We start from the raw sequence: 18,516 nt of genomic DNA, 5'->3' as shown, positions 1-18,516 counted from the left end.
TCTAATTGTTGAAAATTCATTTCTAGCAGAAAGTAATATCAACCCTACTAATTAAAAAAGCAGAGCCAATGAAGGCACTGCCATAAATCCAGCAACATACTAATCTGGATATTTGCTGTATTCACAAGGAGAACCACTATGAGTGACATTCACGTATACCCAGTCAATCAAGACATCGCAAAAAATGCACATGCCGATGAAGATAAATATCGTGAAATGTACCAGCAATCCGTAATTAACCCTGAAGGTTTCTGGCGTGAGCATGGACAAATAGTCGATTGGATGACTCCTTATACTAAAGTAAAAAATACCTCTTTTGATACTGGTCACGTAGATATTAAATGGTTTGAGGATGGCGAATTAAATGTCTCTGCAAACTGTGTTGATCGCCACCTTGCAACTCGCGGTAATGAAGTTGCTATTATTTGGGAGGGCGATGATCCACAAGATGATGCATCAATCACCTTCAACGAACTTCACGAACAAGTGTGTAAATTCTCAAACGCACTTAAAAGCCAAGGTGTACGTAAAGGGGACGTGGTATGTATCTATATGCCGATGGTCGCTGAAGCCGCAGTCGCTATGCTTGCTTGTACTCGTATTGGTGCTGTGCATACCGTTGTATTTGGGGGATTCTCTCCTGAAGCTCTTGCTGGCCGAATTGTCGATTCCGACGCTAAAGTCGTGATCACTGCCGATGAAGGTATTCGTGGTGGTCGTACCGTTCCACTAAAGAAAAACGTTGATGATGCATTAAATAACCCTGAAGTAACCACCATTGAAAAAGTCGTAGTGTTCCAACGTACAGGTAATGATGTTGATTGGAATGAAGCACGCGATGTATGGTGGCATGAAGCGACAGCCGTTGCTTCTGCTCACAGTGAGCCTGAAGCAATGAATGCTGAAGATCCTCTTTTTATTCTTTATACCTCAGGCTCAACAGGTAAACCAAAAGGCGTATTACATACCACTGGCGGCTACCTTGTGTATGCAGCAATGACCTTTAAATATATTTTTGATTACCAAGAAGGCGAAGTGTTCTGGTGTACTGCTGATGTGGGTTGGATTACTGGCCATACTTACTTAATTTATGGTCCTCTAGCCAATGGGGCGAAGACCATTCTATTTGAAGGCGTGCCAAATTATCCAAATACAAGCCGCATGAGCGAAGTGGTGGATAAGCATAATGTAAATATTCTCTATACTGCCCCAACAGCGATTCGAGCATTGATGGCGCAGGGCAATGATGCAGTCGAAGGCACGTCGCGAACCTCATTACGTGTAATGGGATCGGTTGGTGAGCCAATCAACCCTGAGGCATGGGAGTGGTATTACAACACGATTGGTGATACTCGTTGCCCTATCGTTGATACGTGGTGGCAAACAGAAACCGGTGGTATTTTAATCTCACCACTACCAGGAGCAACCGCATTAAAACCAGGTTCAGCAACTCGCCCATTTTTTGGTGTGCAACCTGCTTTAGTCGACAATATGGGAAACATCCTTGATGGTGCAACCGATGGTAACCTGGTTATTACTGATTCATGGCCGGGACAGATGCGTACCATCTATGGTGATCATGACCGCTTTGAACAAACTTACTTTTCTACCTTTAAAGGCATGTATTTTACCAGCGATGGCGCTAGACGTGATGAAGATGGTTATTACTGGATTACTGGACGTGTCGATGATGTATTAAATGTATCAGGTCACCGCATGGGCACGGCGGAAGTAGAATCCGCTCTTGTTGCGTTTGATAAAATTGCCGAAGCTGCAATTGTCGGTGTTCCCCATGATATTAAAGGCCAAGCCATTTACGCATACATAACACTAAATTCGGGCGAATACCCAAGTGCAGAATTGCATAAAGAGGTAAAAGATTGGGTCAGAAAAGAAATTGGACCAATAGCAACGCCTGACTTTCTACACTGGACTGATTCATTACCAAAAACTCGCTCGGGCAAAATTATGCGCCGTATTCTTCGAAAAATCGCAACAGGAGACACATCTAATTTAGGTGATACTTCCACACTTGCAGACCCTAGCGTGGTTGATAAACTTATTGAAGAGCAAAGAAAAATTGCTTAAATAAAATAAGAAAAATCTGAATCTAACCTCTAAAAAGTCACTATTAATTACGTTATAGTGGCTTTTTCTTGTGACTCTTAGCTCAAATTGACAGATCTTTTCCTACCAGTCCTCTTCATCTCTAATTAAACAAAATAAAAAACCGTATAATTGTTCTACAAGTTGAAAGTATTTGTTAACTAACGGATAAAATCACTGAACTTAATACTACTCAACTATTCTAATTATCATATCTAAGCCAAAAAATGTTTTATTACCGACAGCAAGGATGAAACTTAGAGCTGATAAGACCAGTATTTTGCTGCGATTTGCTGTGATATTGTCTATAATTGCTTTTTATGAGCATTCGCAAGACAAAAATTGCAAAAGCTCATCGAATCTAATATAAAAGATGTGCTTTTTTTACTTTAACCGTAAAAACAAGGAATTTAGCATCACAATGTCTACTCAATCGCGAATTTTAGTTCTCAATGGTCCGAACCTTAATTTATTAGGTCTTCGAGAGCCAGCACATTATGGCAATCAAAATTTAGAACAGATTGTTAACGCTCTGAGCATTCAAGCCGATACATTCAGTATTGAACTCGAGCATTTACAATCAAATCGTGAATATGAGTTGATTGAAGCGATTCATAATGCTTATCAACGTATTGATTTCATTATTATCAATCCTGCCGCATTTACCCATACGAGTGTCGCTTTACGTGATGCACTGCTTGGGGTTGATATTCCTTTTATTGAAGTACACTTATCTAATGTCCATGCGCGCGAACCTTTCCGCCACCATTCTTATCTTTCAGATAAAGCGGTTGGTGTGATTTGTGGGTTAGGTGCCGATGGTTACGAATTTGCTTTGAATGCTGCAATAAAACGCCTGCGTTCAAATTGATCACTGAATATAAACAGAAGAGATTACATAATGGATATCCGCAAAATTAAAAAACTGATCGAACTAGTTGAAGAATCTGGTATTGCAGAACTTGAGATTTCTGAAGGTGAAGAATCTGTACGTATCAGCCGTGCGGTAGCGCCTATGGCTCAACTTGCACCAATGCAAACGGTTGCAGCTCCTGCTCCTGTGGCAGCTCCAACAGCAGCACCTGCTGTAACGGCTCCTGTTGCTGCTCCTGCTGAAGTAACAGGCCATACTGTTTGCTCTCCAATGGTTGGTACTTTCTATGGCGCTTCAAGCCCTGATGCAAAACCATTTATTAAAGTTGGTCAACAAGTTACTGCTGGCGATACGCTATGTATCATCGAAGCAATGAAAATGATGAACCAAATCGAAGCAGATAAATCAGGCGTAGTTACCGCAATTCTAGTTGAAGACGGCAACCCGGTTGAGTTTGATCAACCTCTTGTTATCATCGAATAATAGAGGTCTTTATGTTAGATAAATTAGTTATCGCAAACCGTGGTGAAATCGCACTACGTATCTTGCGCGCATGTAAAGAACTTGGCATTAAAACGGTTGCAGTTCACTCTACAGCTGACCGTGATTTAAAGCACGTTCTTCTTGCCGATGAAACGATTTGTATTGGTCCAGCTCGTGGTATCGACAGTTACCTAAATATTCCTCGTATTATCAGTGCAGCAGAAGTAACTGGTGCTGTTGCCGTTCACCCAGGCTATGGCTTCCTTTCTGAAAATGCAGATTTTGCTGAGCAAGTTGAACGCTCTGGCTTTATCTTTGTTGGTCCAAAAGCGGAAACTATCCGCATGATGGGTGACAAAGTATCTGCAATCACTTCAATGAAGAAAGCTGGCGTACCTTGTGTACCTGGTTCTGACGGCCCATTAGATGATGATGCAGCTAAGAATAAAGCTCACGCAAAACGTATTGGTTTTCCTGTAATCATCAAAGCCTCTGGTGGCGGCGGTGGTCGTGGTATGCGTGTTGTTCGTACAGAAAAAGATCTTGTTGAAGCAATCGCTATGACTCGTGCAGAAGCAAAGGCATGTTTCAATAACGATATGGTTTACATGGAAAAGTTCCTTGAAAACCCTCGTCATATTGAAGTTCAAGTTCTTGCAGATGGCCAAGGCAATGCTATTCACCTTGGTGAACGTGATTGTTCTATGCAACGTCGTCACCAAAAAGTGGTTGAAGAAGCTCCGGCTCCTGGTATCACTGAAGAGATGCGTAAATACATCGGTGATCGTTGTACTCGTGCGTGTATCGAAATTGGTTACCGTGGTGCAGGTACGTTTGAATTCCTATATGAAAATGGCGAATTCTACTTCATTGAGATGAATACACGTATTCAAGTTGAGCACACGATTACTGAAATGGTAACGGGTATCGACTTAGTAAAAGAGCAACTGCGTATTGCTGCTGGCCAACCATTATCTTATACCCAAGATGATATTAAGCTACGTGGCCACTCTATTGAGTGTCGTATTAATGCTGAAGACCCAGTTAAATTCTTACCGTCTCCAGGTAAGATCACGCGATTCCATGCTCCAGGTGGTATGGGTGTTCGTTGGGAGTCTCACATCTATACTGGCTATACAGTGCCACCACACTACGATTCAATGATCGGTAAGCTAATTACTTACGGTGAGAACCGTGATGTTGCTATTGCTCGTATGAAGAACGCATTAAGTGAAATGATTATTGAAGGTATTAACGTAAATACGTCTCTTCAACTATCAATCATGAACGATGAAAACTTCCAACACGGCGGTGCTAATATTCATTATCTTGAGAAAAAATTAGGTCTTCAATAGACGTCAATTTGATTCTTTAAACTAAAGAAATAAATAAAGGCCGTGAGTGATTACACTCACGGTCTTTTTCTATGGTAAAATTCGCCGATATTTTCAACTAAACAAAGTGATCCCCATGCCTTGGATTCAAGTAAAACTAAACGCTATCTCTGAAAATGCTGAACAAATCAGTGACATGCTAATGGAAGAAACTGGTGCTCTTTCTGTAACATTTTTAGATGCCAAAGATGTTCCTATTTTCGAACCTCTTCCAGGAGAGACTCGTTTATGGGGCGAAACGGATATTGTTGCTCTTTATGATGCAGAAACCGACATGGATTTAGTGGTTACACAGTTGAAAGCAAGTAACGTGCTAGACGATAACTTTGCTTATAAAGTTGAGCAACTGGAAGACAAAGACTGGGAACGTGAGTGGATGGATAACTTTCATCCAATGAAATTTGGTGAACGTTTATGGATCTGTCCAAGCTGGCTTGAAATCCCTGAACCTGACGCGGTTAACGTCATGCTTGACCCAGGTTTAGCATTCGGTACTGGTACTCATGCAACGACAGCACTTTGCCTTGAATGGTTAGAAAGTATCGATCTTGAAGGTAAAACAGTTATCGATTTTGGTTGTGGTTCTGGCATATTAGCGATCGCCGCGATCAAACTAGGTGCTGCAAAAGTGGTTGGGATCGACATTGATCCTCAAGCGATCACAGCATCAAAAGACAACGCTGCTCGTAATGGCGTAGCTGATCAACTTGAATTATTCCTACCTCAAGACCAACCAGAAAACCTTGTAGCTGACGTTGTAGTCGCTAATATTCTTGCTGCTCCTTTACGTGAACTCTCAAGCATTATTACAGCTCACGTTAAGCCTGAGGGTGTCTTAGCAATGTCTGGTGTACTTGATACTCAAGCGCTTGATGTCGCTTCATACTACTCAGAAAACTTCACTCTTGATGCAATTGCAGAACAACAAGAATGGTGCAGAATCTCAGGAATTAAGAAGTAATGTCCCCTCAGACCTACTCTTCCTAGAAAAAACTTCAATGCCTCAATACTAAATTTGAGGCATAAAACCGTCTAATTGACTGAAATATAAACAAATTGAACAAACAATTTGTAAATGCTCAAAATTTGGTCTTTTCAGGCGAGCAAAAAATGCGTAAAATGCGCGCCCTTGCTGACACAAACGTGTGTGGATGTTTTGCAGATAGGTAAATATACATTAAACAACAATCTTATCGTTGCTCCTATGGCTGGTGTAACCGATAGGCCTTTTCGTGAGTTGTGTATGCGTTACGGCGCAGGCATGGCTGTGAGCGAAATGATGTCTTCTAATCCAAAACTGTGGAAAACATCTAAGTCCCAAAATCGCATGGTACATGAAGGTGAATCTGGTATTCGCTCAGTACAAATTGCAGGGGCAGATCCAAAGTTAATGGCGGAAGCGGCGCAACACTGTGTTGAGACCGGTGCGCAAATCATCGATATCAATATGGGATGCCCTGCAAAAAAAGTGAATAAGAAGCTTGCGGGTTCAGCGCTTCTACAACGACCAGATTTGATTGAAGAGATCTTACTGGCTGTTGTAAATGCGGTTGATGTTCCTGTCACTCTGAAAACTCGCACAGGCTGGGATCCAGACAATAGAAACTGTGTTCAGGTTGCAAAAATGGCAGAACAGTGTGGCATTCAAGCGTTAGCGCTCCATGGGAGAACTAGAGCTTGTATGTACAAAGGTGATGCTGAGTACGACAACATTAAAGCGGTAAAAGAAGCGATTTCTATTCCGGTTATAGCGAACGGTGATATCGACTCACCGGAGAAGGCTCGCTTTGTGCTTGATTACACAGGCGCAGATGCTTTAATGATCGGCCGTCCTGCACAAGGTAGGCCATGGATTTTTCAAGAAATCCAACATTATTTAGAAACGGGCGAACTTATGCCACCTCTTCCAATTGAAGAAGTGAAGGCCACTTTACTTGGCCACGTTCATGCGCTTCACCTATTTTATGGTGAGTTTTTAGGCCCTCGCATTGCTCGTAAGCATGTGGGTTGGTACTTAAAAGAGCATGAGCAAGCAAATGAGTTCCGCCGCAGCTTTAACGCGATAGAGGACGCTTCACAGCAACTCCGTCAGCTTGAAAGCTATTTCGACCACGTTGCATCATAATAACAGAAGAGCTAAACAGAATATGTTCGATCAATCTATGACTTCAGAAGCATTAACAGTTACAACAGTTACAGCACAAGACCAAATTACTCAGAAACCACTACGTGACTCTGTTAAGGCTTCGCTGAAAAACTACTTAGGCCAATTAAACGGTCAAGAAGTTAACGACTTATATGAATTAGTATTAGCTGAAGTAGAGCAACCTCTACTAGACATGATCATGCAGCATACTCGCGGCAACCAAACAAAAGCAGCAAACATGATGGGTATCAACCGTGGTACGCTTCGTAAGAAACTTAAAAAATACGGCATGAACTAATCAAGCCTTATTAAAAATTCAAAGCAGTGTTAAGCAATTAACGCTGCTTTTTTTATACCGAAAATAAGTACACTCATGCCTTTCTACGGACAATAGGTATAAAAAAGCCGATACTGCATTTCTGCAATATCGGCTTTTAAATCTATCACCGACTATGGCGGCCAAGCTCGTTTCTTACCACCACCAGCGCCAGCACCAGAGCGAATAAGCTCGACTGCTTTTGCTGTTTTCTCTTCAATTCCTTTCAAACGCTCATCAAGTTCACTTAAATCAGCTGAGGCTCCTGCTGTACTCGCTCCTTGAGCACCTCCACTATCAATCATTTTCGCGATTTTAGCATTCTGAGCTTCAATACGCTTAATGCGAGCATCAAGCTCCATTACTGCTTTCCCTTGCTCACTGATTTTTCTATCGATAACTTTCAGAGCGGAAAGCAATTTCATTACGTATTGTTTTTCCATTAATTGGCTCTCACCTAATTTTTGCTCGTGTTCTTATACATTAACTATCGACCATTTTATCAACATCTTTAATAAACAGTCACAATAAATTACGCTTTTTTCTCTTCTAAATCAGCCAGTGCGGAAAGAATTGAACAATGTGAAGCATCGTCATCAATATGACCACAACACGCATCATTAATGCTTTTCAATGCAGTGCGTATGTCCGTTAGTTGTGCAATCTTTTCATCTATAATCGTTAGCTTCGTTTGTGTAATGGATTTAACTTCTGCACAGCTGTGTTTGGTTGCCTCTAAACGAATCGCAAGCAACTCTTTAATCTCATCAAGAGTTAGACCTAATTGCTTTGCTTTTAAAATAAAACGGATTTGCGCTAGGTTTTCTTCATTATAAAGACGATAACCACTAGCACTTCTTCCCGACGGAATGAGTAATCCATTTTTTTCATAAAAACGTAATGTATCACTGGTTACATTACAGTGTTTTGCCAATTCACCAATTAAATACATTTTCATTAACTCTAATCCCTCTTTGTTAGTGCCTATTTTCATTCTTTTTTAATAAAAAGGGCATCTTTTTTTGAGAATGCAATCGATTGCGGAAGCTTTTTTGTTTAACTTTAGTTAGAATATGCGCCATTACGTTGATCTGATGTTTCGCGCTTAACTCTTTATTAGGGTATTTCCCAAAACTGGCCAATTGCTGTTTGTTGTCTTTATCATTAAGAATGACAAACAGAACAAGTTCATTTTTGGCAAAAATCCTAACTTAATTCTAAAGGAAGAAAGTAGCAATGAATAACCCACGTCCGATCCGTCGCGCGCTAATTAGCGTATCTGATAAAACTGGTATTGTAGAATTTGCTCAAGCACTGACTGAACGTGGTGTTGATATTTTATCTACTGGCGGCACAGCTCGCCTGCTGGCAGAAAAAAATATCCCTGTAACAGAAGTATCTGATTACACAGGCTTCCCTGAAATGATGGATGGCCGCGTTAAAACTCTTCATCCTAAAGTTCATGGTGGTGTTCTTGGTCGTCGCGGTCAAGATGATGACATCATGGCTCAACATGGTATCAATCCAATCGATATTGTTGTTGTTAACCTTTATCCATTCGCTGAAACCGTAGCAAAAGAAGGCTGTACGTTAGCTGATGCCGTTGAGAACATCGATATCGGTGGCCCTACAATGGTTCGCTCTGCGGCTAAAAACCATAAAGATGTCGCTATTGTCGTTAATGCTCACGATTACGATCGCGTAATTTCTGAAATGGACGCTAACGGCAAATCACTGACTCAAGCAACGCGTTTTGACCTTGCGATTGCAGCATTTGAGCACACCGCTTCTTACGATGGCATGATCGCTAATTACTTTGGCACTATGGTTCCATCTTACGGTGAGAACAAAGAAGGTGATGAAGAGAGTAAGTTCCCACGTACTTTTAATCAGCAATTCGAGAAAAAACAAGACATGCGCTACGGTGAGAACAGTCATCAAGCTGCTGCATTCTATGTCGAAACAAATCCTGAAGAAGCATCAGTATCAACGGCTCGTCAGATCCAAGGTAAAGCGCTTTCTTACAACAACATTGCAGATACAGATGCAGCTCTAGAGTGTGTGAAAGAATTCGACGAACCTGCATGTGTTATCGTAAAACACGCAAATCCATGTGGCGTTGCCCTAGGTAAAGATATTCTTGAAGCTTATGACCGCGCTTTCAAAACAGACCCAACCTCTGCATTTGGCGGTATCATCGCATTTAACCGCGAACTAGATGCAGCAACAGCAACGGCAATTACTGAGCGTCAATTCGTTGAAGTTATCATTGCCCCTTCTGTTTCTGCTGAAGCAATTGAAATCGTTGCAGCTAAGAAGAATCTTCGCCTACTTGAATGTGGTGAGTGGACAAGTAAAACAACTGGCTTTGACATTAAACGTGTTAATGGCGGCCTACTAGTTCAAGATCGCGACCAAGGTATGGTATCTGAAGATGAGCTTAAAGTGGTTTCTAAACGCCAACCAACCTCTGAAGAGCTAAAAGATGCACTGTTCTGCTGGAAAGTAGCTAAATACGTTAAATCTAACGCGATTGTTTACTCAAAAGGCGATATGACCATTGGTGTCGGCGCAGGTCAAATGAGCCGCGTTTACTCTGCAAAAATTGCAGGTATCAAAGCTGCTGATGAAGGTCTTGTTGTTGAAGGCTGTGCAATGGCATCTGATGCATTCTTCCCATTCCGTGATGGTATTGATGCAGCAGCAGAAGCAGGGATTAAGTGTGTTATCCAACCAGGTGGCTCTATGCGTGATGACGAAGTTATCGCAGCAGCTGACGAACATGGCATGGCGATGATCTTTACGGGTATGCGTCACTTCCGTCACTAATTTTCTCTTCGTATTTGGCACTGTGGCGTCGTTAACTGCTTTCGCCCACCCCAGTCACATAGCGAGCTATGTGACTGGGGATGGGCTCAATTGTTGCCTAGCCACACCACCAACTACTTTGAGCAAAACTTATTTAATTTAGCTAATTTGAAATATTCTTCGTTTTAGACATTTTCATTTTAGAGCAAAGCCATATTGATAAGGTCAAGGAGAGCTCGCGGAGTTTATAAGTATAAATGAGCAAGCTCGACATAGAGATTAGCAATATGGCGCAGCTATCAAAGGATAAATAAATGAATGTATTAATTATTGGTGCTGGCGGTCGTGAGCACGCACTAGGTTGGAAAGCGGCACAAAACCCAAACGTTGAAACGGTATTTATCGCTCCAGGTAATGCAGGTACAGCGCTTGAACCAAAATTAGAAAATGTGGCGATTGATGTTGAAGACATTGCTGCTCTTGTTGCGTTTGCTAAAGAAAAAGAAATTGAACTGACTATCGTTGGTCCAGAAGGCCCATTAGTGATTGGTGTAGTTGATGCATTTCGTGAAGCCGGATTACCTATATTTGGCCCTACGAAAGCGGCAGCACAACTAGAAGGCTCTAAAGCGTTTACTAAAGACTTCTTAGCTCGCCATGATATCCCAACAGGCTACTACGCTAACTTCACTGAAATTGAGCCAGCATTAGCTTATGTTCGTGAACAAGGTGCACCGATTGTCGTTAAAGCCGATGGCCTTGCTGCTGGTAAAGGCGTTATTGTTGCAATGACGCTTGAAGAAGCAGAAGAGGCAATTAAAGATATGCTTGCTGGTAATGCCTTTGGTGACGCCGGCAGTCGTGTCGTTATTGAAGAGTTTTTGGAAGGCGAAGAAGCAAGCTTTATCGTTATGGTTGATGGCGCGAGTGTTCTACCAATGGCGACTAGCCAAGATCACAAACGTGTAGGCGATAAAGACACTGGCCCTAACACAGGTGGAATGGGCGCGTACTCTCCTGCTCCTGTTGTTACTCCTGAAATCCATAATCGTATTCTAGAAGAAGTTATCTATCCTACGGTTCGTGGAATGGATGCTGAAGGCGCGCCTTACACTGGATTTTTATATGCTGGTTTGATGATTGATGCTGATGGCACACCAAAAGTCATCGAATATAACTGTCGCTTTGGTGATCCAGAAACACAGCCTATCATGATGCGTATGGAATCAGATCTTGTTGAGCTATGCCTAATGGCGATCGATGAGAAACTGGATGAAGCAGAATCTAAATGGGATCCACGTGCGTCTATCGGTGTTGTTCTTGCTGCTGGTGGTTACCCTTCAGATTACGCAAAAGGAGATATCATCTCTCTTCCAACGACTGAAGTTGAAGGCCAGAAAGTATTTCATGCCGGCACAAAAAACAACGACGCTGGTAATGTAGTTACAAATGGCGGACGTGTGTTATGTGCAACTGCATTAGGTAATACCGTCTTAGAAGCTCAGGAACGTGCATATGAGCTAACTAAACAAGTTAGCTGGAATGGAATGTTTCACCGCAATGACATTGGTTACCGTGCCATTGCTCGTGAATTAGAAAGCAAATAAGCATTACTTTTCTACAAGCAACAAAAAGGCGCTGTATAGCGCCTTTTTATTCATCCATAATAGCGGCTAGAACTAATCTTCAATAAGATTTGGACGCTCTACACACTTATAGCTGTCATCCGTTAGTAGCAATAGCTCTGACATCTTCAACACTTTTTTATCTCGGTCAATTTCTTCACCTAAAAATGAAATAAAGCTATCTAAGTCAGATAACCGTGCCACCACAAAGTTAGGCAATATTTGATTAAACTCTAATTGATCGTATTGCTTACCATCACAAGAATAAAATGTTTCGCCATCCCACTCGCCTTGATATAAAGAAGCATTTTCTTTATCTAGGCCTTCAACCTTGGTAATCAAATATTTCGATTGGTCTTGAAATTGGGTTAACTGATTTGGCATCAATGGAAAAATACGGCCATCTTTACGATAACGTTGATATACCGCTTCACCACTGTCGTTATAACGAACGTGCATCATGTAAGGAATTAGTTCATCGGAGCTATCTAGCATTTCTCCTTCTCTGACGGCTTCAACCAATACATTTTTTTCCCAACGATAAGTAGTTTTGTACCAACCATAATTTCCCATGGTCACATAATCTGAGGCATTAAGAGGTTGTTGCAGTCGACGGGTATACCAGTAATAACTTGTGGCATCGCCTTGAATTTGACCACCAGTAAAAGTAACAGATTTAATGCGTTGCTCATCTGATGGGTTTGATGAACAGCCAAAAAGAAAAACGGAAAGAAGTAAGGTAGATAGAATGCGCTTCATAAAAATGCCGAGTTAAGGGTTAACTCGGCAAAGTATAGCTTAGTTCACTGATTCTTTCAGTGCTTTACCTGAAACAAATGCTGGAACATTAGCTGCTTTGATTTGAATCTCTTCGCCAGTCTTAGGATTGCGACCAATACGAGCTGCACGGTGGTTTACTTTAAACGTACCGAAGCCAATAAGTTGAACCTGTTCACCATCTTTAAGTGCGCCAGTTACGCCTTCTAGAGTCGCTTCAAGGGCTGCTTTTGCTTGTGCTTTTGATAGGTCTGCTTTTTCAGCAATAGCGTCAATTAACTGGGTTTTATTCATTAGGGTTTCCCTTCTATTTTTTTAAAATCCCGTTAACTCTAATGCATAAAGCCCCCATCTGGCAAAGGTTTGTCACACTTCTTGCTACAGAATGCGTATTCTTTAGGCACAAACTGAGTAACGTCTCACAATTTGTTACTAATTTTCATTTCTGAGTCATTGTATTTTGGTCAATGAGCACCCATTTTATAAGGGCTTGCTTACTTTTTTTGAGATTAATAATGTTTATTTTATCCATCTATATCGCTATTTCCATCAGCGTATCTTTTATATGTTCTGTTCTTGAGGCTATTTTACTCAGTATCAGTCCTAGCTACCTAGCTCAAATGCGACAGGAAAATCATCCTTCCGCAGAAAGATTAACGCAATTAAAAAATAATGTAGACCGCCCTTTAGCGTCAATTTTAACGCTAAATACAATCGCCCATACGGCAGGTGCTGCGGCATCGGGTGCTCAAGCTTCTATCGTCTTTGGTAGTGAGTGGTTAGGTGTTTTCTCTGCGTTTTTAACGTTTGCAATTTTATTATTCTCAGAGATTGTTCCAAAAACAATTGGAGCTACCTATTGGCGCCAACTTGCTCCACTAGCAGGCAGAATGCTTTATTGGATGGTTTTATTATTAACTCCAGTAGTATGGGCATCAGAACAATTAACGAAACGCTTAGCTCGTGGTCACCAAGCTCCTAAGTTAAGAGATGAGATTGCTGCGATGGCTACTCTTGCAAAAGAAAATGGTGAATTCGCTGAAGGTGAATCAAAAATATTAACAAACATCTTAAATATCAAAGATGTTCCTGTAACTCAGGTAATGACACCAAGAACGGTCTTATTTCGTGTAAATGCAGAAATGACGGTTGAAGGCTTTTTAAAGGAACACATGGATACGCCATTCTCTCGCCCTCTAGTTTACAGCGAAGACAGTGATAATATTATTGGCTTTACACATCGATTAGAGCTGTTCTCTGCTATGCATGAAGGCCAAGGTTACCGTCCTCTTGGGGCTATTATGCGTCCTATTCAAGTAGTAATCAGTACCTCTACCTTACCAAAAGCATTTGAGCACTTAATGAAGCACAGAGCACAGCTTGCTTTAGTTATTGATGAATACGGTACGGTCCAAGGTTTATTAACCCTTGAAGATATATTTGAATATATGGTTGGCGAAGAAATCATTGATGAAGCTGACAAAACAACAGATATGCAGCAACTTGCTCAACAACGTTGGACAAATTGGAAAACGAAACACGGTGTGATTGATAATACAGATGAAGAAGAGCACTAAAAACTTAGTGTTAAGATAAAGGTGTTAGCAAGCCCCTTTAAGTAAACATAAAAAAACCGGTGAATTATCATCGGTTTTTTTACATCAAAACAAAAATTAATATTGCAACTCTAGGCCAATATTACTCACATTTTCATCTCTTAATTCTTGGCGTAGATCTTTGATCAAATCAATATCGCGCTCTTCAGCTTCACGCAGTGGTCGGAAGATAGCCCATTGAACATCCCATTCTTCACAAATCACTTCGATCTCTTTTTGATTTTCATCAGTAACTTCTTCACCTGTTTGCGCTTCAACTAATTGAGCAACTGTCGTAACTGATAATTGGCTAACTTTAAACATAGCATCTTCTAGTACATCACGATCTAAGATCCCATGTAAAAAAGTAGATAGCGCGACACACGCATCAATTGCTGGGTAAGTTAGATAAATTGAGTCATCATTTAACTCAGGGATCATTTCTTCAAGTTTTTCTAATTGACGTTCAAAATTAATCTTGGCATTTTTAACGGTCAGTAGCTCCCAAATACTATCCAGAATAACTCGATAGGTTTGAGGCTCAGCAAAGCCTGTTGCTTCACAATAATGTGCGTAATTTGGATACATACGTTCACATAAAGAAGCCATAAAAGTTATTTGTTGCCATGGTTCAAACTTTTCTAAACGAACTTGGATAGGATTGCGTAACATATACGATTCTACACTATAAAAAAATGACGCTTTAAGTGTACTTGATAACCACGAATGACAAAAGGAAGGTTATGAATAAATTACTTATCATTTCAAAAGAAAAAGAGAAGTACCTCTCACTTTTTGAGTGTTCAGATCTTCCTGATCTTGAAATTTGCCATGATCTAAGAAAAGCTGACATCATTCTTGCAGATCCACCACTTATTAAAGACCTTCTTGATCAATGTGAACGCGTGGAATGGCTTCAATCCACCTTTGCTGGCATTGATGTTTTAGTAGATCCGCATTTAAAACAAGATTATGAGCTTACTAATGTAAAAGGGATCTTTGGCCAACAAATTTCAGAATATGTTTTAGGTTATTGTATTCAACATTTCCGCCATTTCACACAATATGCTCAACAACAGCATAAGAAACAGTGGCTACCTCATGACTATATTTCATTATCAAATAAAACCATGGTTATTTTAGGCACTGGATCTATTGGCTGCTCTCTTGCAATAACAGCCAAAGCACTTGGTTTTACTGTTTACGGAATTAATCGTTCTGGCATTCCTCCAAAAGAATCCCCTTTTAAACAAGTCTTCCATATAACAGAAATTAACACCGCCTTTAAACAAGCAGATGTCATTGTTAGTACACTTCCCAAAACAGATCAAACGATAGGCTTATTAAATACAGAGATATTAAGCCACGGAAACGGAGCTTTATTGTTTAGTGTGGGTCGTGGAGAAATATTAGATAATTATGGTTTATTACATTCATTAGAAAATAAAACTATTTCTCACGCTTTTCTGGATGTGTTTATGAATGAACCATTATCGCAAGAATGCCCCTACTGGCATCATCCAAACATCACAGTTACCCCACACATTGCGGCGGTAAGCTTCCCTGAACAAGTTTTCGAGCAATTCTCTATTAACTACCTACGCTGGCGTGATGGATTTTCTCTACTGAATTTAATTGATTTTGATAAAGGGTATTAAAAAATCATAAAGCTTGTAAATTTACAGGCTTTAAATAAGGTTATTTTTTAGGTGCTGCAGATAGCTTGGCACGAATAAACTCTAAATGGTCGAGATAAATCAGATCAGCGACTTGACGAATAACGGCCTCTTCCATAGGCTCAATCACTCCATCTGCATAAGCAACAGACCACATAGCCTCTATCAACTCATAACGTTCTTGCGGCATTAGCGCACGAAGTTTGGTGGTAAACTCGTAGAGAGATACTGATGCTTTACTTTTACTTATTGCTTGAATTAATAATTGTTCAGCTTGCTCTTCATTAATATCAAGTAACTTCATAAGCAATTGAAGTTTCGCATCATCTTCTCTTTGATCACTTTGATGGTCCGCTCTAGACACTTCACATAACAAAGATGCCATCGCTAAATGTATAGAGGCAATATCTGTCGCTCCACTCTCTGTTCCATCATGCATTACTTTTCGCAGTAAGGTTTGTAATTTTTTAAACATAATGGCCTCTTTTAAAATTCTTAATTATTGCTATGACAACAAAAGTATATCTCTGTTCCAATAAAAAAGGAGACCACAATGAGTCTCCTTTTGCTATCAAATCTTTAAATTAAGATTTTATTTATGGTATGGCTTAGATAAATCATGTACTGCATCAACAAATACACCTGCATTTTCAGGCGGGACATCTAAGTGGATACCGTGACCTAAATTAAATACGTGACCGGTTCCTTCATTACCAAATCCTTCAAGGATAGTACCTACCTCTTGACGAATTCGTTCAGGTTGCGCGTAAAGAATGGATGGATCCATATTGCCCTGTAGAGCCACTTTATCACCAATACGAGCTTTCGCATCTGCAATATTAATTGTCCAATCAAGACCTACTGCATCACAACCTGTTGCTGCAATTGACTCTAACCACATACCGCCATTTTTAGTAAATAGCGTAACAGGAACACGGCGACCTTCGTTTTCACGAATTAAACCATCAACAATTTTATGCATGTACTGCAACGAGAATTCATTGTAATCACGAGGAGTTAATACTCCCCCCCATGTATCAAACACCATAACTGATTGTGCGCCAGCTTTGATTTGCGCGTTTAGGTATTCGATAACGGTATCTGATAGTTTATCTAGTAATAGGTGCAATGTTGCAGGCTCTGCATACATCATTTTTTTAATTTTAGTAAAGGCTTTTGAGCTTCCACCTTCAACCATGTATGTTGCTAGTGTCCAAGGGCTACCAGAGAAGCCAATTAATGGAACTTCACCTTTAAGATCTTTACGGATCTGACGAACGGCATTCATTACATATTGCAGCTCTCCTTCTGGATCTGGAAGGCCAATTTTAGTCACGTCTGCTTTACAGGTAATTGGTCGTTCAAATTTAGGACCTTCACCTGTTTCAAAATACAGACCTAATCCCATTGCATCAGGGATAGTCAGAATATCTGAAAATAGAATCGCAGCATCTAGAGGAAAACGACGTAGAGGCTGTAGCGTCACTTCAGAAGCAAGCTCTGCATTTTTACACAGAGACATGAAATCACCCGCTTCTGCTCGTGTCGCCTTGTACTCTGGAAGGTATCGACCTGCTTGGCGCATCATCCAAACTGGTGTGTAATCTACTGGTTGTTTTAATAACGCACGTAAATAGCGGTCATTTTTTAATTCTGTCATGATCTTTCCTCATATTAGATCTCGCTATTGTAGCATTCAATTTGATGAACAAAAGCCCACCTTTGCTATCGAGATCATATTTAACCAATCTTCTACATTTTACAATACCTGAGCTCTTAGTCAGAAAGTCGATTAATTAATATTCTTTACTTGCGTTAATTTCATCAAGTGTTGATTCTATTAGCAACCTGGCTATCGTTCCTTTTGGTGCTAACTCAGGTAAATTAGCTTGATAATACCAGTCAGCTTTGACCAACTCATTGGGATCCACCTTAATTTCTCCAGAATCATAATCTGCCATATAGCCCATCATAAGACTTGAAGGAAATGCCCAAGGCTGACTGGCCACATAACGAATATTTTTTATCTTGATACCTGTTTCCTCAAATACCTCACGTTCAACCGCCATTTCTAGCGTTTCCCCAACTTCAACAAAACCTGCCAATACAGTGAATAAACCGCCTTTATGCCTTTGATGTTGAGCTAATAGAATCGAGTCATCTTTACGAATGGCAACAATAATTGAAGGAAATATTCGAGGGTAATGTAACTTTCGGCACTCATTACATTGCATTGCTATTTGATTAAGATTGAGCTGTGTTCGACCACCACATTGAGGACAAAAACGAAATTCACGAGCCATAAAACCATATTGAATAGCCTTACTTATCATTAAGAAAAGTGACTCCTTAACGAGTAGTAGCTCTCTTAAGTTAGTAAATTCTACCGCTTTTTCTATATGCTCATCGTTCAGCCACATCACCAGATGATTATCATAATTACCAATACATATTGCACTTTCAAAAGGCAAATTCAAATCAACAGCGCTACCATAAGGAAGTGTTTTCCCCTCTAACCAAACTGCAGAATCATTTACGACACACCAATACGCTTTTGTATGTTGGTCTAACATCTTTATCATAACCCTCTTGCAGCAATCAATATTTACTGGCAATCTTAATAAACATAATAATGAGTGTATACCTTAGTAATTCTTACTGAAACCGCATTTTGAAATTACTTAGGTATTGATATAAAGCGTTAGTTTATTGCTTG

General features: G+C 40.4%; 19 protein-coding genes. 11 read left to right on the top strand and 8 right to left on the bottom strand.

Annotation, left to right across the window (positions count from 1 at the left end; all coding sequences use genetic code 11):
• Positions 1-138: 138 nt before the first annotated feature.
• The 7 genes from acs (at position 139) to fis (ending at position 7,301) form a co-directional block, all read left to right on the top strand.
• A complete protein-coding gene (gene acs / locus AC2IP4_RS00920) occupies positions 139-2,088 on the top strand; it encodes an acetate--CoA ligase (protein WP_486310474.1) in 1,950 nt (649 codons plus the stop codon).
• Between the two features lie 439 nt (positions 2,089-2,527).
• Complete coding sequence (aroQ, locus tag AC2IP4_RS00915) at positions 2,528-2,977, top strand: type II 3-dehydroquinate dehydratase (protein WP_375321347.1); 450 nt, start codon at positions 2,528-2,530, stop codon at positions 2,975-2,977.
• A gap of 30 nt (positions 2,978-3,007) precedes the next feature.
• Positions 3,008-3,463: an acetyl-CoA carboxylase biotin carboxyl carrier protein gene (accB, locus tag AC2IP4_RS00910; RefSeq protein ID WP_375321348.1), complete on the top strand. Its 456-nt coding sequence runs from the start codon at positions 3,008-3,010 to the stop codon at positions 3,461-3,463.
• A gap of 11 nt (positions 3,464-3,474) precedes the next feature.
• A complete protein-coding gene (gene accC / locus AC2IP4_RS00905; RefSeq protein ID WP_375321349.1) occupies positions 3,475-4,818 on the top strand; it encodes an acetyl-CoA carboxylase biotin carboxylase subunit in 1,344 nt (447 codons plus the stop codon).
• Between the two features lie 115 nt (positions 4,819-4,933).
• Positions 4,934-5,818 carry a 50S ribosomal protein L11 methyltransferase gene (gene prmA / locus AC2IP4_RS00900; protein ID WP_375321350.1) on the top strand — a complete coding sequence of 295 codons (885 nt, stop codon included), beginning with the start codon at positions 4,934-4,936 and terminating at the stop codon, positions 5,816-5,818.
• A gap of 195 nt (positions 5,819-6,013) precedes the next feature.
• Positions 6,014-6,982 (top strand): tRNA dihydrouridine synthase DusB, encoded by a 969-nt coding sequence (gene dusB, locus AC2IP4_RS00895; RefSeq protein ID WP_274442524.1) that lies wholly within the window; start codon positions 6,014-6,016, stop codon positions 6,980-6,982.
• A 22-nt stretch (positions 6,983-7,004) separates the two neighbouring features.
• Entirely contained in the window at positions 7,005-7,301 is a 297-nt protein-coding gene (fis, locus tag AC2IP4_RS00890) for a DNA-binding transcriptional regulator Fis (protein WP_005421285.1), read from the top strand.
• Positions 7,302-7,453: 152 nt separating this feature from the next.
• Here the strand turns inward: fis and AC2IP4_RS00885 are convergent, their stop codons facing one another.
• Both AC2IP4_RS00885 and zntR read right to left on the bottom strand, forming a co-directional pair.
• Entirely contained in the window at positions 7,454-7,762 is a 309-nt protein-coding gene (locus tag AC2IP4_RS00885) for a hypothetical protein (RefSeq protein WP_060992715.1), read from the bottom strand.
• Positions 7,763-7,851: 89 nt separating this feature from the next.
• The gene (gene zntR, locus AC2IP4_RS00880) at positions 7,852-8,271 is read right to left on the bottom strand and encodes a Zn(2+)-responsive transcriptional regulator (protein ID WP_105055523.1); all 420 of its coding nucleotides are present in this window, start codon (positions 8,269-8,271) and stop codon (positions 7,852-7,854) included.
• Between the two features lie 284 nt (positions 8,272-8,555).
• On the opposite strand from zntR, the gene purH reads away from it, so the two are divergent.
• Both purH and purD read left to right on the top strand, forming a co-directional pair.
• Entirely contained in the window at positions 8,556-10,148 is a 1,593-nt protein-coding gene (gene purH / locus AC2IP4_RS00875) for a bifunctional phosphoribosylaminoimidazolecarboxamide formyltransferase/IMP cyclohydrolase (protein WP_375321351.1), read from the top strand.
• Positions 10,149-10,441: 293 nt separating this feature from the next.
• Positions 10,442-11,734: a phosphoribosylamine--glycine ligase gene (purD, locus tag AC2IP4_RS00870; RefSeq protein WP_375321352.1), complete on the top strand. Its 1,293-nt coding sequence runs from the start codon at positions 10,442-10,444 to the stop codon at positions 11,732-11,734.
• Between the two features lie 72 nt (positions 11,735-11,806).
• Here the strand turns inward: purD and AC2IP4_RS00865 are convergent, their stop codons facing one another.
• Together AC2IP4_RS00865 and AC2IP4_RS00860 are read right to left on the bottom strand one after the other, a co-directional pair.
• Positions 11,807-12,511, bottom strand: a complete 705-nt coding sequence (locus AC2IP4_RS00865; protein ID WP_375321353.1) for a DUF1481 domain-containing protein — start codon at positions 12,509-12,511, stop codon at positions 11,807-11,809.
• A gap of 39 nt (positions 12,512-12,550) precedes the next feature.
• The gene (locus tag AC2IP4_RS00860) at positions 12,551-12,823 is read right to left on the bottom strand and encodes an HU family DNA-binding protein (RefSeq protein WP_375321354.1); all 273 of its coding nucleotides are present in this window, start codon (positions 12,821-12,823) and stop codon (positions 12,551-12,553) included.
• Positions 12,824-13,044: 221 nt separating this feature from the next.
• Here AC2IP4_RS00860 and AC2IP4_RS00855 point away from each other — a divergent pair, with 221 nt between their 5' ends.
• Positions 13,045-14,106 (top strand): CNNM domain-containing protein, encoded by a 1,062-nt coding sequence (locus tag AC2IP4_RS00855; RefSeq protein ID WP_375321355.1) that lies wholly within the window; start codon positions 13,045-13,047, stop codon positions 14,104-14,106.
• 96 nt (positions 14,107-14,202) lie between these two features.
• Here the strand turns inward: AC2IP4_RS00855 and AC2IP4_RS00850 are convergent, their stop codons facing one another.
• Positions 14,203-14,796: a YjaG family protein gene (locus tag AC2IP4_RS00850; RefSeq protein WP_060992721.1), complete on the bottom strand. Its 594-nt coding sequence runs from the start codon at positions 14,794-14,796 to the stop codon at positions 14,203-14,205.
• A gap of 71 nt (positions 14,797-14,867) precedes the next feature.
• Between AC2IP4_RS00850 and AC2IP4_RS00845 the strand changes: the two genes are divergently transcribed.
• Positions 14,868-15,782: a D-2-hydroxyacid dehydrogenase gene (locus tag AC2IP4_RS00845; RefSeq protein ID WP_375321356.1), complete on the top strand. Its 915-nt coding sequence runs from the start codon at positions 14,868-14,870 to the stop codon at positions 15,780-15,782.
• 40 nt (positions 15,783-15,822) lie between these two features.
• Here the strand turns inward: AC2IP4_RS00845 and AC2IP4_RS00840 are convergent, their stop codons facing one another.
• The 3 genes from AC2IP4_RS00840 to nudC all read right to left on the bottom strand — a co-directional run bounded on the left by AC2IP4_RS00840 (position 15,823) and on the right by nudC (position 18,373).
• Positions 15,823-16,275, bottom strand: a complete 453-nt coding sequence (locus AC2IP4_RS00840; RefSeq protein WP_375321357.1) for a tellurite resistance TerB family protein — start codon at positions 16,273-16,275, stop codon at positions 15,823-15,825.
• 117 nt (positions 16,276-16,392) lie between these two features.
• The gene (gene hemE / locus AC2IP4_RS00835) at positions 16,393-17,460 is read right to left on the bottom strand and encodes a uroporphyrinogen decarboxylase (protein ID WP_375321358.1); all 1,068 of its coding nucleotides are present in this window, start codon (positions 17,458-17,460) and stop codon (positions 16,393-16,395) included.
• A gap of 136 nt (positions 17,461-17,596) precedes the next feature.
• On the bottom strand, positions 17,597-18,373 hold the full coding sequence (nudC, locus tag AC2IP4_RS00830; RefSeq protein WP_375322828.1) for an NAD(+) diphosphatase: 777 nt from the start codon (positions 18,371-18,373) through the stop codon (positions 17,597-17,599).
• Positions 18,374-18,516: the final 143 nt, after the last annotated feature.

Source organism: Aliivibrio thorii (assembly GCF_057368585.1).
Note: the sequence above shows the minus strand (reverse complement) of the source record. Positions and strands in the feature narration are given on the sequence as shown.

Coding starts and splice junctions, on each gene's coding strand:
- AC2IP4_RS00885 (WP_060992715.1), bottom strand. CDS start 7,762: ATGGAAAAACAATACGTAATGAAATTGCTTTCCGCTCTGAAAGTTATC.
- AC2IP4_RS00860 (WP_375321354.1), bottom strand. CDS start 12,823: ATGAATAAAACCCAGTTAATTGACGCTATTGCTGAAAAAGCAGACCTA.
- AC2IP4_RS00840 (WP_375321357.1), bottom strand. CDS start 16,275: ATGTTTAAAAAATTACAAACCTTACTGCGAAAAGTAATGCATGATGGA.
- accC (WP_375321349.1), top strand. CDS start 3,475: ATGTTAGATAAATTAGTTATCGCAAACCGTGGTGAAATCGCACTACGT.
- aroQ (WP_375321347.1), top strand. CDS start 2,528: ATGTCTACTCAATCGCGAATTTTAGTTCTCAATGGTCCGAACCTTAAT.
- AC2IP4_RS00850 (WP_060992721.1), bottom strand. CDS start 14,796: ATGTTACGCAATCCTATCCAAGTTCGTTTAGAAAAGTTTGAACCATGG.
- hemE (WP_375321358.1), bottom strand. CDS start 17,460: ATGACAGAATTAAAAAATGACCGCTATTTACGTGCGTTATTAAAACAA.
- AC2IP4_RS00865 (WP_375321353.1), bottom strand. CDS start 12,511: ATGAAGCGCATTCTATCTACCTTACTTCTTTCCGTTTTTCTTTTTGGC.
- AC2IP4_RS00855 (WP_375321355.1), top strand. CDS start 13,045: ATGTTTATTTTATCCATCTATATCGCTATTTCCATCAGCGTATCTTTT.
- prmA (WP_375321350.1), top strand. CDS start 4,934: ATGCCTTGGATTCAAGTAAAACTAAACGCTATCTCTGAAAATGCTGAA.
- purD (WP_375321352.1), top strand. CDS start 10,442: ATGAATGTATTAATTATTGGTGCTGGCGGTCGTGAGCACGCACTAGGT.
- fis (WP_005421285.1), top strand. CDS start 7,005: ATGTTCGATCAATCTATGACTTCAGAAGCATTAACAGTTACAACAGTT.
- AC2IP4_RS00845 (WP_375321356.1), top strand. CDS start 14,868: ATGAATAAATTACTTATCATTTCAAAAGAAAAAGAGAAGTACCTCTCA.
- purH (WP_375321351.1), top strand. CDS start 8,556: ATGAATAACCCACGTCCGATCCGTCGCGCGCTAATTAGCGTATCTGAT.
- accB (WP_375321348.1), top strand. CDS start 3,008: ATGGATATCCGCAAAATTAAAAAACTGATCGAACTAGTTGAAGAATCT.
- nudC (WP_375322828.1), bottom strand. CDS start 18,373: ATGTTAGACCAACATACAAAAGCGTATTGGTGTGTCGTAAATGATTCT.
- acs (WP_486310474.1), top strand. CDS start 139: ATGAGTGACATTCACGTATACCCAGTCAATCAAGACATCGCAAAAAAT.
- zntR (WP_105055523.1), bottom strand. CDS start 8,271: ATGTATTTAATTGGTGAATTGGCAAAACACTGTAATGTAACCAGTGAT.